At 62.0% G+C, this 13,644-nt stretch carries 14 protein-coding genes and 1 tRNA gene; 8 read left to right on the plus strand and 7 right to left on the minus strand.

Annotation, left to right across the window (positions count from 1 at the left end):
* Positions 1–289: 289 nt before the first annotated feature.
* Positions 290–377 (minus strand) — tRNA-Ser (locus AC07T0_RS24705).
* Between the two features lie 122 nt (positions 378–499).
* Between AC07T0_RS24705 and AC07T0_RS24710 the strand changes: the two genes are divergently transcribed.
* From AC07T0_RS24710 to AC07T0_RS24740, 7 genes are all read left to right on the plus strand, one after another.
* The gene (locus AC07T0_RS24710; RefSeq protein ID WP_191486721.1) at positions 500–1,168 is read left to right on the plus strand and encodes a Bax inhibitor-1/YccA family protein; all 669 of its coding nucleotides are present in this window, start codon (positions 500–502) and stop codon (positions 1,166–1,168) included.
* Between the two features lie 111 nt (positions 1,169–1,279).
* Entirely contained in the window at positions 1,280–1,672 is a 393-nt protein-coding gene (gene tusD, locus AC07T0_RS24715; RefSeq protein WP_495003644.1) for a sulfurtransferase complex subunit TusD, read from the plus strand.
* 1 nt (position 1,673) lies between these two features.
* Entirely contained in the window at positions 1,674–2,036 is a 363-nt protein-coding gene (tusC, locus tag AC07T0_RS24720) for a sulfurtransferase complex subunit TusC (protein WP_495003645.1), read from the plus strand.
* Positions 2,036–2,335 (plus strand): sulfurtransferase complex subunit TusB, encoded by a 300-nt coding sequence (tusB, locus tag AC07T0_RS24725; RefSeq protein ID WP_495003646.1) that lies wholly within the window; start codon positions 2,036–2,038, stop codon positions 2,333–2,335. The genes tusC and tusB overlap by 1 nt, the downstream gene beginning before the upstream one ends.
* Positions 2,332–2,667 (plus strand): TusE/DsrC/DsvC family sulfur relay protein, encoded by a 336-nt coding sequence (locus AC07T0_RS24730; RefSeq protein ID WP_495003647.1) that lies wholly within the window; start codon positions 2,332–2,334, stop codon positions 2,665–2,667. The genes tusB and AC07T0_RS24730 overlap by 4 nt, the downstream gene beginning before the upstream one ends.
* Positions 2,664–3,665, plus strand: a complete 1,002-nt coding sequence (locus AC07T0_RS24735) for a glycosyl transferase family protein (protein ID WP_495003648.1) — start codon at positions 2,664–2,666, stop codon at positions 3,663–3,665. Before AC07T0_RS24730 ends, AC07T0_RS24735 begins: the two co-directional genes overlap by 4 nt.
* 88 nt (positions 3,666–3,753) lie before the next feature.
* Positions 3,754–4,752, plus strand: coding sequence for a glutathione S-transferase family protein (locus tag AC07T0_RS24740; RefSeq protein WP_495003649.1), 999 nt, complete (start codon positions 3,754–3,756; stop codon positions 4,750–4,752).
* Between the two features lie 170 nt (positions 4,753–4,922).
* Here AC07T0_RS24740 and cysG read toward each other — a convergent pair whose 3' ends face one another.
* Genes cysG through AC07T0_RS24770 form a run of 6 tightly spaced genes read right to left on the minus strand, consistent with a single transcriptional unit; the run spans position 4,923 to position 12,422 of the window.
* On the minus strand, positions 4,923–6,317 hold the full coding sequence (gene cysG, locus AC07T0_RS24745; RefSeq protein WP_495003650.1) for a siroheme synthase CysG: 1,395 nt from the start codon (positions 6,315–6,317) through the stop codon (positions 4,923–4,925).
* Complete coding sequence (gene serS, locus AC07T0_RS24750) at positions 6,318–7,598, minus strand: serine--tRNA ligase (protein ID WP_495003651.1); 1,281 nt, start codon at positions 7,596–7,598, stop codon at positions 6,318–6,320.
* A gap of 15 nt (positions 7,599–7,613) precedes the next feature.
* On the minus strand, positions 7,614–7,988 hold the full coding sequence (crcB, locus tag AC07T0_RS24755; protein ID WP_495003652.1) for a fluoride efflux transporter CrcB: 375 nt from the start codon (positions 7,986–7,988) through the stop codon (positions 7,614–7,616).
* Complete coding sequence (locus tag AC07T0_RS24760; protein ID WP_495003653.1) at positions 7,985–9,310, minus strand: replication-associated recombination protein A; 1,326 nt, start codon at positions 9,308–9,310, stop codon at positions 7,985–7,987. The genes crcB and AC07T0_RS24760 overlap by 4 nt, the downstream gene beginning before the upstream one ends.
* A gap of 19 nt (positions 9,311–9,329) precedes the next feature.
* Positions 9,330–9,953, minus strand: coding sequence for an outer membrane lipoprotein periplasmic chaperone LolA (gene lolA, locus AC07T0_RS24765; protein ID WP_495003654.1), 624 nt, complete (start codon positions 9,951–9,953; stop codon positions 9,330–9,332).
* Positions 9,954–10,010: 57 nt separating this feature from the next.
* Complete coding sequence (locus AC07T0_RS24770) at positions 10,011–12,422, minus strand: DNA translocase FtsK (RefSeq protein WP_495003655.1); 2,412 nt, start codon at positions 12,420–12,422, stop codon at positions 10,011–10,013.
* A 157-nt stretch (positions 12,423–12,579) separates the two neighbouring features.
* Between AC07T0_RS24770 and trxB the strand changes: the two genes are divergently transcribed.
* A complete protein-coding gene (trxB, locus tag AC07T0_RS24775; RefSeq protein ID WP_495003656.1) occupies positions 12,580–13,530 on the plus strand; it encodes a thioredoxin-disulfide reductase in 951 nt (316 codons plus the stop codon).
* The last annotated feature ends 114 nt before the right edge of the window (positions 13,531–13,644 follow it).

Consider the following 13,644-nt stretch of genomic DNA (forward strand, 5'->3'; position numbering starts at 1 on the left):
ATGGCCCCTCAGAGCAGAAAACCATCATTCAGGAGATCAGGCAGCGATGGAGCAAAAGATTGCGACATGACGACGATAGAGTGCTGACCGACCACGCACAGCAAGGCCGCAGATGGCTAGGTCGCGCACGTCAGACGAGTTAATGCGTATTTTTATGCCAGACGCTCACACCGCTGCATTCACAGCCCTTTAGAGGGAGGCAGAGCAAAATCACACAAAAGCAGAGTGGGGGAACAGAAACCACAGAAAGCAAAAAGGCCCCGGAATACGGGGCCCTCAGCTACCAATATGGCGGAGGCGCAGAGATTCGAACTCTGGGACCTGTTACAGTCGGCAGTTTTCAAGACTGCTGCCTTAAACCACTCGGCCACACCTCCTATGTACTGCGGGCGCCATAATACCGGAATGAAACACACTGTCAAACTCTCGTGATAGCTTGTTACAGAGCCTCTGGTATGATCTTTGAGACTGAACATTTCAAACCCGAAGGAGTGTCGCCATGCGCGAACAGGATTACGCCGTTAACAGCGTGCAGGCTGAGCAGCTAGAAGTTAGCCGCGTCCTGCGCAACACCTACAGCCTTCTGGCCCTCACCCTCGCCTTCAGTGGCCTGACGGCCTACATCTCCCAGCAAATGCACGTCGGCTACCCGAACGTGTTCGTGGTGCTGATCGGTTTCTACGGGCTGTTCTTTCTCACCAACAAGCTGCGTGACTCGGCCTGGGGCCTGGTCTCCACCTTCGCCCTTACCGGTTTCATGGGCTATCTGCTCGGCCCGATCCTCAACCGCTACCTGGGCATGCAGGGCGGCGCGGAAGTGGTCAGCTCGGCCTTCGCCATGACCGCCCTGGTCTTCGGCGGCCTCTCGGCCTACGTGCTGATCAGCCGCAAGGACATGAGCTTCCTCAGCGGCTTCATCACCGTCGGCTTCTTCGTCCTGCTCGGCGCGACCCTGGCCAGCATGTTCTTCCACATCAGTGGCCTGCAGCTGGCGATCAGCGCCGGCTTCGTGCTGTTCTCCTCGGTCTGCATCCTGTTCCAGACCAGCGCCATCATCCACGGCGGCGAACGCAACTACATCATGGCGACCATCAGCCTGTATGTGTCGATCTACAACCTGTTTATCAGCCTGTTGCAGATCTTCGGCATCATGGGCCGCGATGACTGATCACACCCGCTAAGCAAAAAGCTCGCTTCGGCGGGCTTTTTCTTGTCGGCAATTTAGCTTCTTGGGGGTTCTGGCTTTATCATGAGCCCAGGTTTGCCTACAGAGTCTCCCATGAAGTTTGCCATTGCGCTGTTTTCCGCGCCCCACGCGCCCTCCTCCCGTCGCGCCCTGCTGTTCGCCCAGGCCGCACTGGCCGACGGACATGAGATTGTGCGGCTGTTCTTTTACCAGGACGGCGTGCACAGCGCGTCGAGCAGTGTGGTCACGCCCCAGGATGAGCAGGACCTGCCGCGGCAATGGGCGGATTTCGTCAGCGAACACCAGCTCGACGCTGTGGTCTGCATCGCCGCAGCCCTGCGGCGCGGTGTGCTGAACACCGAAGAAGCCCAACGCTATCAACGCTCGGCGGTCAACCTGTCAGCGCCCTGGACCTTGTCCGGCCTGGGCCAGTTGCACGATGCGGTGCAAACCGCCGACCGCTTGATCTGTTTTGGAGGGCCTTGAAATGCCCAAGTCCCTGTTGATTATCAGCCGCCAGGCGCCCTGGTCCGGCCCGGCCGCCCGTGAAGCACTGGATATCGTGCTGGCCGGCGGCGCCTTCGATCTGCCCATCGGCCTGCTGTTCATGGACGACGGCGTGTTCCAGTTGATGCCCGGACAGAACGCCAAGGCCCTGCAACAGAAAGACCTGACCGCCAACCTCCAGGCCCTGTCGCTGTTCGGCATCGATGAGCTGTACGCCTGCGCCGACAGCCTGGCCGACCGCGGGATCTTCCCGACCCAGGTCGCCGGCGAAGAGCTTGAGGTGCTCACGGCTGAACAGCTCAGTGCGCTTGTTAACCGTTATGACCAGGTGATCACCCTCTGATGTCGACCTTGCATGTGTTGTCCCACTCCCCTTTTACCGACAGTCGCCTGGGCAGTTGCCTGCGCCTGCTGGGCAGCACGGATGCGCTGCTGCTCTGTGGCGATGCGGTGCATGCCGTGCAGCCGCGCAGCCTGCCGCTGGAGGCACTGGAAGAACGCAGCGATGACCTGCGCCTGTTCCTGCTCGACGAAGACCTGCAAGCCCGTGGCCTGGAGTGCCCGACCTGGGCCACCAGCGTCGACTATCCGGCATTTGTCGAACTGTCGATCCGTTACGACAAGGTCAATACCTGGCTATGAACACGCTGACGGTGAACGGACAGGCCATCGCCCTGGACAAGGACGGCTACCTGGTGGAACTGAGCGACTGGTCGCCGCAGGTCGCGGCCGCCCTTGCCACCCGCGAGGAACTGGAACTGAGCCCCGAACACTGGGAAATCCTTGAACTGCTGCGCGGTTTCTACCGCGAGTTCGAACTCTCCCCCGCGACCCGCCCGCTGATCAAGTACACCGCCTTGAAGCTGGGCGCCGAGAAAGGCAACAGCCTGCACCTCAACCGCTTGTTCAAAGGCACTCCCGCCAAACTCGCCGCCAAGCTGGCGGGCCTGCCCAAACCGACGAACTGCTTATGACCGAGTACACGCCGTTGATCACTGAAACGCCCGCCGAGCACCCATTCGCCCAGTTCGTCCGCATTCTCGGCAAGGGTAAGCGTGGCGCCCGCAACCTGACCCGCGAAGAAGCCCGCGAGGCCATGGGCATGCTGCTGGACGGCAAGGTCGAGGACACCCAGCTCGGCGCCTTCCTGATGCTGTTGCGGCACAAGGAAGAAAGCCCGGAGGAACTGGCCGGCTTCACTGAAGCCCTGCGCGAGCGCTTGCAGGCGCCCAAGCTGGCGATCGACCTGGACTGGCCAAGCTATGCCGGCAAGAAGCGTCATCTGCCCTGGTTCCTGCTGGCCGCCAAATGCCTGGCGCAGAACGGCATCAAGATCTTCATGCACGGCGGTGGCGCCCATACCGCCGGTCGTCTCTATACCGAGCAGTTGCTCGAGACCCTGCGGATCCCGCTGTGCCGCAACTGGGCGGCCGTCGAGCAAGCGACCGGCCAGGGTAATATCGCCTTTATGCCCCTGGGCGACTGGGCAGCGCCCTTGCAGCGCATGATCGACCTGCGCAACACCCTCGGCCTGCGCTCGCCCATCCACTCCCTGGCGCGCCTGCTCAACCCGCTGGGTGCGCGCTGCGGCCTGCAAAGCATCTTCCATCCCGGCTACCAGGCAGTGCACCGCGAGGCCAGCGGCCTGCTCGGCGACACGGTGATCGTGATCAAGGGCGACGGCGGCGAAATCGAGGTCAACCCGGACAGCAGCAGCCATCTCTACGGCAGCACCGGCGGCGAAAGCTGGGACGAGGAATGGCCGGCGCTGTCCGAGCAACGCCATGTCAAACCGGCGACTCTGGAACCGGAACACCTCAAGGCCATCTGGCGCGGCGACGTCGAGGACAGCTACCCGCAACTGGCCCTGATCTCGACCATCGCCCTGGCCCTGCGTGGTCTTGGCACACCCCGCGAAGCAGCCTTCGAACAGGCCCGACGCTACTGGGATGCGCGGGATAGATCGATCTGATCGATAATTAACCCCGAGGGTTTGCGCTATTTTTTCGAACAAAGGCCTTTAGACTGGACTCCAACGCACACTTGCCGAGGAGTTTCCGATGGGCCTTTTGATCGACGGCCGCTGGCATGACCAGTGGTACGAAAGCAGCAAAGACGGCGCCTTCCAGCGCGAACAGGCGCAACGCCGCAACTGGCTGACCGCCGACGGCAGGCCCGGCCCCAGCGGCGAAGGTGGTTTCAAGGCCGAAGCCGGGCGTTATCACCTTTACGTCTCCCTGGCCTGTCCCTGGGCCCACCGCACGCTGATCCTGCGCCAGCTCAAGGGCCTGGAAAAACTGATCGATGTGTCCGTGGTCAGCTGGCTGATGCTGGAAAATGGCTGGACCTTCGACAAGGCCTACGGCTCCAGCGGCGATAAGCTCGATAACCAGGCCTTCATGCACCAGCGCTACACCGCCGATACCACCGACTACACCGGCCGCGTGACCGTGCCGGTGCTGTGGGACAAGCAGTTGCAACGCATCGTCAGCAATGAATCGTCGGAAATCATCCGCATGTTCAACAGCGCGTTCGATGGGCTGACCGGCAATCAGTTGGATTTCTATCCTGAAGCCTTGCGCCCGCAGATCGACAGCTGGAACGAGCGCATCTATCCGGCGCTGAACAACGGGGTCTATCGGGCTGGATTTGCGACGTCACAGGAGGCCTATGAAGCGGCCTTTGATGATGTGTTCGGTGAGTTGGAGCAGCTGGAACGGCATCTGGGGGAGAACCGTTATCTCGCGGGGGAATACCTGACCGAGGCGGATATACGACTGTTCACCACGCTGATCCGTTTCGATGCGGTGTACTACGGCCATTTCAAATGCAACCTGCGGCGGATTGCGGACTATCCGAACCTGTCAAGCTGGCTGCGGGAGCTGTATCAATGGCCCGGCGTGGCCGAGACGGTGGATTTTGCCCATATCAAGGGGCATTACTACGCCAGTCACCGGACCATCAATCCGACGGGGATTGTGCCCAAGGGACCGCAGCAGGATTTCACGGCCAAGCATGATCGCGAGCGGTTGGCGGGACGTGGGGTTTGGAAAAGCTGAGGGGCGCGCTGGAATCAGCACTTGAAAACGCCGCGCCCCTGTAGGAGCCCGCTTGCTGGCGATGGACGTCAACAATAACACGGAGAATCTGGATCACCGCGCTGCTCTTGCGTTCATCGCCAGCAAGCTGGCTCCTACAGTAGAGGTTCGCGTCAACCGTAGGGATGGCGTCAAACCTGGGATTGAGCGCCTTCGAACCAGGCCAGCTTCTCACGCAACTGCACCACTTCTCCGACAATTACCAGCGTTGGTGCATGCACTTCATGCTCCGCCACCAGTTGCGGCAGGTTGGCCAAGGTGCCGGTAAACACCCGCTGATTGGCCGTGGTGCCCTGCTGGATCAAGGCCGCCGGGGTCTGCGCCGAACGACCATGGGCAATCAACTGCTCACAGATCACCGGCAACCCGACCAAGCCCATGTAAAACACCAAAGTCTGCGCCGGCGCCACCAGATCCGCCCACGGCAGATCCGTGGAGCCATCCTTCAAGTGCCCGGTGACAAAACGCACCGACTGCGCATAATCGCGATGGGTCAATGGAATCCCGGCATAAGCCGAGCAACCGCTGGCCGCGGTGATTCCTGGCACCACCTGGAACGGAATACCCTGGGCCGCCAGCTCCTCGATCTCTTCGCCACCACGGCCGAAGATAAACGGATCACCACCCTTCAGTCGCAGCACGCGCTTGCCCTGTTTCGCCAGATCCACCAACTGCTGGTTGATCTGGTCCTGAGGCACGGCGTGATCGGCGCGACGCTTGCCGACATAGATCCGGTCCGCATCGCGGCGGCACAATTCCAGAATCGCCGGCGCCACCAGGCGGTCATACAGCACCACATCCGCCTGCTGCATCAGGCGCAAGGCACGGAAGGTCAGCAGGTCCGGATCACCCGGCCCCGCGCCCACCAGATACACTTCGCCCGGCGCATTCGGCGCCGCACCGTTGATCTTATCCAGCAGCAGACGCTCGGCTTCGGCACCCTGCCCGGCCAGTTGGCGGTCGGCAATCGGGCCCTGGAACACCTCTTCCCAGAACGCCCGGCGCTGTTGCACACCCGGAAACAGACCTTTGACCTGGGTCCGGAAACGCGCGGCCAAACCGGCCAGTTGACCGTAGGTCGAGGGAATCCAGGTTTCCAACTTGGCCCGGATCAAGCGCGCCAGCACCGGCGCATCGCCGCCGCTGGACACCGCGATGATCAACGGCGAACGGTCGACAATCGCCGGGAAGATCACGCTGCACAAGGCCGGCGCATCCACCACATTGACCGGCACGCAGCGCCGATGGGCATCCGCCGAGACCTGGGCGTTGAGCGGCTCGTCGTCGGTGGCGGCAATGATCAGCCCGCAACCGTCGAGGTCGGTTTCAAGGTAACCGCGCAACAGCAACTCGCCGCCGCTGCCACTGACCAGCTCACGCAACTGGACCTCGACCTCGGGTGCGACAACCCGTAGCACCGCGCCAGCATCAGCCAGCAGGCGGGATTTGCGCAAGGCAATCTCCCCCCCACCGACCACCAGCACACGGCGGCCACGCAGGTTGTGGAACAGCGGCAGAAATTCCATTTAGCCGATGACCTCGATACCGCCCATGTACGGTTTGAGCACTGCCGGCACACGGATCGAACCGTCGGCCTGCTGGTAGTTTTCCAGCACCGCCACCAGCGTACGGCCCACGGCCAGGCCGGAACCGTTCAGGGTGTGCACCAACTCGGGCTTGCCGGTTTCCGGGTTGCGGAAACGCGCTTGCATGCGCCGGGCCTGGAAATCGCCGCAGTTGGAGCACGACGAGATTTCACGGTATTTGTCCTGACTCGGCACCCAGACTTCCAGGTCGTAGGTCTTCACGGCGCTAAAGCCCATGTCGCCGGTGCACAGCGCCAGGACACGGTACGGCAGCTCGAGCAGTTGCAGGACCTTCTCGGCGTTGGCGGTCAGGCCTTCCAGGGCTTGCATGGAGGTCGACGGCTCGACGATCTGGACCATCTCGACCTTGTCGAACTGGTGCTGGCGGATCATGCCGCGGGTATCACGCCCCGACGCGCCGGCTTCACTGCGGAAGCACGGGGTGTGGGCGACGAACTTCAGTGGCAGCAGTTTCGGATCGAGGATTTCGCCGGAAACGATATTGGTCAGCGACACTTCGGCGGTCGGGATCAGGTACAGGTCGGCTTCGCCTTCGCGGCTGATCTTGAACAGGTCTTCCTCGAACTTCGGCAACTGGCCGGTGCCCTGCAGGGCTGGCGCCTGGACCAGATAAGGCGTGTAGGCCTCTTCGTAGCCGTGCTCGTTGATATGCAGGTTGATCATGAACTGCGCCAGGGCGCGGTGCAGGCGCGCAATCGGACCGCGCAGCAGGGCGAAACGGGCACCGGAGAGCTTGGCGGCGGTTTCGAAATCCAGCCAGCCAAACTTCTCACCCAGGGCAACGTGGTCCTGGATCGGGAAATCGAAGGCGGTCGGCGTGCCCCAGCGGCGTACTTCGACGTTGCCCTCTTCGTCGGCACCGACCGGCACGGAGGCGTCGGGCAGGTTCGGAATATTCAGCAGAATCTGGTCCAGCTCGGACTGGATCGCATCCAGCGCGACCTTGCCTTCGCTCAACTCGGAGCCCATGGTTTCGACACTGGCCATCAACGGCGCGATGTCTTCGCCGCGCTGCTTGGCCTGACCGATACTCTTGGAAACCGCATTGCGCTCGGCCTGCAATTGTTCGGTGCGGGTCTGCACCACCTTGCGCTGGTTTTCCAGCGCTTCGATGCGTGCCACATCGAGGCTGAAGCCACGGGAGGCCAGGCGATCCGCTACGTCCTGAAGGTTGCTACGTAACAGTTTGGAATCGAGCATGTCGGTTTCTCGTTATCAGAGTTTGGTCAAGGACAGGCCGGCCCAGGTCGCGAGCAGCCCGCCGAATACGCTGAGGGCCGTATAGCCCAGGGCAGTGAGCACCTGCCCGCTTTCCAGCAGGCGCACCGTATCCAGTGAAAAGGATGAAAATGTGGTCAGGCCGCCGACAAATCCCACGATCAAACCGGCGCGGATCTCAACCGGCACCTCGGGGCGCAGCAAAAACAGGCCGTAGAGCACGCCAATCACCAGGCAGCCCACGATATTAACGGCCAATGTCGCGCTATAGAAGTGCCGCGGCCAATTGGCGTTGACCAGGTTGCCGGCGGCGAAGCGTGCCAGGGTGCCGATAATACCGGCAACGGAGACGGCAAGGACCGTACGGATCAAGGTTTTCTCCGTTGCCGCGGGCTGTTGCGGTCGAGGATCGCCAGGTGGTTGAGCTTTTCGCCGATCTTCAGTTCCAGCCCGCGAGGCACTGGCTGGTAGAACGGCTGGGGCGCCAGTTCTTCGGGAAAATAGTCCTCGCCCGCCGCATAGGCCTCGGGCTCGTCATGGGCGTAGCGGTATTCGTCGCCGTAGCCCAGCTGTTTCATCAGCTTGGTCGGCGCATTGCGCAAGTGCAATGGCACTTCCAGCGAGCCATGCTCGGCGGCGCTGCGCATGGCGGCCTTGAAGCCCATATAGACCGCGTTGCTTTTCGGCGCGCAAGCCAGGTAGGTGATGGCCTGGGCCACCGCCAATTCGCCTTCGGGGCTGCCGAGCCGCTCCTGCACATCCCAGGCCGCCAGGCACAGGCTCAGGGCCCGGGGGTCGGCGTTGCCGATGTCTTCGCTGGCCATGCGCACCACCCGGCGGGCCAGGTAGAGCGGGTCGCAACCGCCATCGAGCATGCGTGCGAACCAGTACAGGGCGCCATCGGGATTCGAACCGCGCACCGACTTGTGCAGCGCGGAAATCTGATCGTAGAAGGCCTCGCCGCCCTTGTCGAAACGCCGACGGGTATCACCCAGCAAGCTTTGCAGCAGCTCGACGCCGATTTCCTCGCCGTCTTCGGCCAGGTCCGAGGCGTTTTCCAGCAGGTTGAGCAGCCGCCGGCCATCGCCGTCGGCCGCCGACAACAGCATCTTGAAGCCTTCTTCGCCCAGGCTCAGTTGGCGCTTGCCGAGGCCGCGCTCTTCGCTCAAGGCACGCTGCACCAGCTTGTTCAGCGCCACCTCGTCGAGGCTTTTCAGGACATAGACCCGCGCCCGGGAGAGCAAGGCGTTGTTCAGTTCGAACGAGGGGTTTTCAGTGGTGGCGCCGATAAAGATCAGCGTGCCGTCTTCCACATACGGGAGGAAGGCGTCCTGCTGGGACTTGTTGAAACGGTGCACTTCGTCGACGAACAGGATGGTGCGCTTGCCGTACTGCCCGGCCTGTTGCTTGGCGACTTCCACCGCCTGGCGGATCTCCTTGACCCCGGCCAATACCGCCGAGACGGTTTCGAAATGGGCGTCCGAGACTTCCGCCAGCAATCGCGCCAGGGTGGTCTTGCCCACCCCCGGCGGGCCCCAGAAGATCATCGAATGCAGCGCGCCCTGCTCCAGGGCTTCGCGCAATGGCTTGCCACGAGCCAGCAGATGCTCCTGGCCGACGTACTCATCCAGGTTGGTCGCGCGTAAACGGGCGGCCAGTGGCTGGGCAATCGGGGCACGGCTGAACAGGTCCATGGCGGGCGTCTGAAACCTCTTATTCCTGGATCACGTCCGCACCCTTGGGGATGTCGAACTTGAACTTGGCGGCATCGATGGGTTCATTGGCCTTGACCCCGGTGAACAGCAGGTTGGTGCGCTGGCCGACGCTGTCGACCAGTTGCATGTCATTGATCAGGCCATTGCGGAACGACAGACGCAGGCTGTCGAACAGGGTGTCCTTGGTTTTCGGCTTGAGGACGAAGTCGATCACCCCGCCGGCTTCCTTGGCACTGATATCGAAGCTTTCGCTGATCTTGGAGACATCACCGGACAGCAACAGAGCCGGCGTCTGGGTCAGGCGCAGGTCAAGCTTCTTGATGGTGACCTGTTCCAGATCCGGGTCCCAGAGGGTGACCTTCTGGCCATCGGAGATCATGGTCTGCTCCTGCGGCGCATCGGTGTGCCAGTAGAACAGGCCCGGGCGCTTGAGGGTCATTTCGCCAGCGGTTTCCTGCAGCTGGGTACCGCTGCCGTCCAGGGTCAACTGCGAGAAACGCGCGGTGAGGGTCTGGGATTTTTCGAGCAACTGGGTCAAACGTGCCACGTCCTTCGGATCGGCGTGGGCCGACAGCGTGGTCAGGGCCAGAACCGGCAGCAACAGCATGCGGATAAAACGCATGGGAATCCTCATTGAACTCATTGAAAAGGCGCGCCGCGTGAACCCACGCGGCACGGATCAGTCGCGCGACGGCCCGGGGGCGAGTACTTCACGCGAGCCGTTGGTGTTCATGGCGGTCACGACCCCGGCCATTTCCATGGACTCGATCATGCGGGCGGCTCGGTTGTAGCCGATCTTCAGCTTGCGTTGGACCGCGGAAATCGAGGCCCGACGGCTTTCCAGGACGAACTGTACCGCTTCATCGTAGAGCGCGTCGGTTTCGGCGTCGTCGCTATCGCCACCACCGCTGCCGCCGTCGAAGCCGCTGCCGGCCTCTTCGACGCCATTGAGGATGTCGTCGTTGTATTCCGGTGCACCGCGCAGTTTCCAGGCTTCCACCACCCGGTGGACCTCATCGTCGGAGACAAAGGCGCCATGCACGCGAATCGGCAGGCTGGTGCCCGGCGGCATGTAGAGCATGTCACCGTGACCGAGCAATTGCTCGGCGCCGCCCTGGTCGATGATGGTTCGCGAGTCGATCTTGCTCGACACCTGGAAGGCCATGCGGGTCGGGATGTTGGCCTTGATCAGGCCGGTGATCACGTCCACCGACGGCCGCTGGGTCGCGAGGATCAGGTGGATACCGGCGGCCCGGGCCTTCTGGGCGATACGGGCGATGAGTTCTTCGACCTTCTTGCCGACGATCATCATCATGTCGGCGAATTCGTCGACCACCACCACGATGGTCGGCAGCTTCACCAACAACGGCGCTTCATCGTGGATGCTTTCGCGGTTGTACAGCGGGTCGGTCAGCGGCGTGCCGGCTTCCTGGGCTTCCTTGACCTTGTGGTTGAAGCCCGATAGGTTACGCACGCCCATCTTGGCCATCAGCTTGTAGCGCCGTTCCATCTCGGCGACGCTCCAGCGCAGGGCGTTGGCGGCGTCCTTCATGTCGGTGACTACTGGGCAAAGCAGGTGCGGAATGCCTTCGTAGATCGACAGTTCGAGCATTTTCGGGTCGATCATGATCAGCTTGGCGTCTTCCGGACCGGACTTGAACAGGATCGACAGGATCATCGCGTTCACACCCACCGACTTACCGGAACCGGTGGTACCGGCCACCAGCAGATGCGGCATCTTCGCCAGGTCGGTGATGACCGGCTTGCCGCCGATATCGTGGCCCAGGGCCAGGGTGACCGGGGATTTCGCGTCGTCGTATTCCGGGGTTGAGAGCACTTCGGAGAAACGCACGATCTGGCGGTCCTCGTTGGGAATCTCGATGCCCACGGTGGTCTTGCCGGGAATGACTTCCACCACCCGCACGCTGGTCACCGCCAGCGAACGCGCCAGGTCCTTGGCCAGGTTGGAGATCCGACTGACCTTCACCCCCGCCGCCGGTTGAATCTCGTAACGGGTAATCACCGGACCCGGGTGGATAGAGTCCACCGAGACTTCGACGCCGAATTCCTTGAGCTTGATTTCCAACAGATGGCCGACGGCCGCCAGGGATTCCGGCGAGTAATTGAGCTGCTTCTTTTCCGCCGGATCGAGGATCGAGATCGGCGGCAAGGTGCCCTCCACCGCGCTGTCGACGAACAACGGCGCCTGTTTCTCTTTCTCCACGCGCTTGCTCTGCTGCACCGGTTTCACCGGTGCCGGGGCAATCACCGGCGGTATCTGCTTCTCGCGCTCGGACATGTGCTTGCTCAGGGCCTGCTCGCGCTCGATCAGGCGCTCCTTGACCTTGGCCTGCTCGCGCTTGTCGGGGACGCTCGGCGCCACCACATCGTGAACGCGGTCGTCGACTTCACGCAGTTGCGCCACCAGTTGCTTGCGCTCGACCCGGGCCGACCACCAACGATTCAGCGCGCCCTGGAACAGTTCGAACAGGTCCAGGGTGATCTTGCCGGTGACGTCCATGACCTTGAACCAGGAGAGGTCGGTGAATACTGTCAGGCCGAACAGGAACAAGGCGATGAACAACAGCGTACTGCCCTGGATGTTCAGGGCGTTTTTCGCCAGGTTACCGAGGCTTTCGCCCAAGGCACCGCCAGCGCCCGCCGGCAGGCCGAAGGGCTGATGGAAATGGATATGGGCCAGCGCGGCCCCGGACAGCACCAGGAACACCAGGCCGATCAGCCGCCAGGAAAACAGCCAGCCGCTCCATTGCCAGGGTTCGTGGCGCTGACGGAAGATCTGGTAGGTCTTGATCGCCAGCAGCAAGGGGAACACGTAGGCGAAATAACCCAGCACCATGAACAGGATGTCGGCGCTGTAGGAACCCGCGGGACCGCCGAAGTTCTGCACGTTATCGATCTTGCTGTTGTGGCTCCAGCCCGGATCGTCCTTGCCATAGGTCAGCAAGGCCATCATCAGGAACAGGCACAACGCGCCGATAGCGATCAGCGCACCTTCCTTGAGGCGATAATGCAGCTGCTGCCGCCAGAGCGGAACGACTGCTTTAGAGGGTGTGGCGGTGGATTTCTTCAAAATGATTCACTGTTTCATTACATAACCGGCATTGTACGGATTTGTCCGCCCGATGCCACGCTGTCACCGCATGGGTGTAGCATAACCGACAGCACTTTTCACGCGGTTCAATTTGAGCACGCATTCTCTTTTGTGACAAAGGCTTATGAGGTGTTTTATGAGCGCAACCAAGCATTCACGCCTGATCATCCTGGGTTCCGGCCCTGCCGGTTACAGCGCGGCCGTTTACGCCGCTCGCGCCAACCTCAAGCCTTTGGTCATTACTGGCCTGCAAGCCGGCGGTCAATTGACCACCACTATCGAGGTCGACAACTGGCCCGGCGATGTCGAAGGCCTGACCGGGCCGGTGCTGATGGAGCGCATGCAAAAACACGCCGAGCGTTTCGACACCGAGATCGTCTATGACCACATCCACACCGCCAAGTTGCAGCAGCGCCCGTTTATCCTCGAGGGCGACAGCGGTATTTATACCTGCGACGCCTTGATTATCGCCACTGGCGCCTCGGCGCAGTACCTCGGCCTGCCGTCCGAGGAGGCCTTTGCCGGCAAGGGCGTGTCGGCCTGCGCGACCTGTGACGGTTTTTTCTACCGCAACCAGGTGGTGGCGGTGGTCGGCGGCGGCAATACCGCGGTCGAGGAGGCCCTGTACCTGGCCAATATCGCCAAGGAAGTGCACCTGGTGCATCGCCGGGACAAGCTGCGCTCGGAGAAGATTCTCCAGGACAAGCTCTTCGAGAAAGCCGCCAACGGCAATATCCGCCTGCACTGGAACGAGAATCTGGATGAGGTGCTGGGCGATGCCAGCGGCGTCACCGGCGCCCGCCTGCGCCATAGCGACACCGGCGAAACCCGCGAACTGCCGCTGACCGGGGTGTTTATCGCCATCGGCCATAAGCCCAACACCGATTTGTTCGAGGGCCAGTTGAGCATGCACAACGGCTATCTACGGGTGCAAGGTGGCAGCGAGGGCAATGCCACGGCGACGGAAATCCCCGGGGTGTTCGCCGCCGGCGATGTGGCCGACCATGTCTATCGCCAGGCCGTTACCTCGGCCGGTGCCGGCTGCATGGCGGCACTGGACGCCGAGAAGTTCCTGGACGATAACTGAACCTGTAGGCGCTGCGCTGGCTTGCCAGCGATGACAATGGTGAATGTCACATCGCAATCGCTGGCAAGCCAGCGCCTACAGGTTGCGTAGCGCCAACAAGACCGCCCTCCCCTC

The organism is Pseudomonas sp. GW821-FHT04D07, from assembly GCF_059420225.1.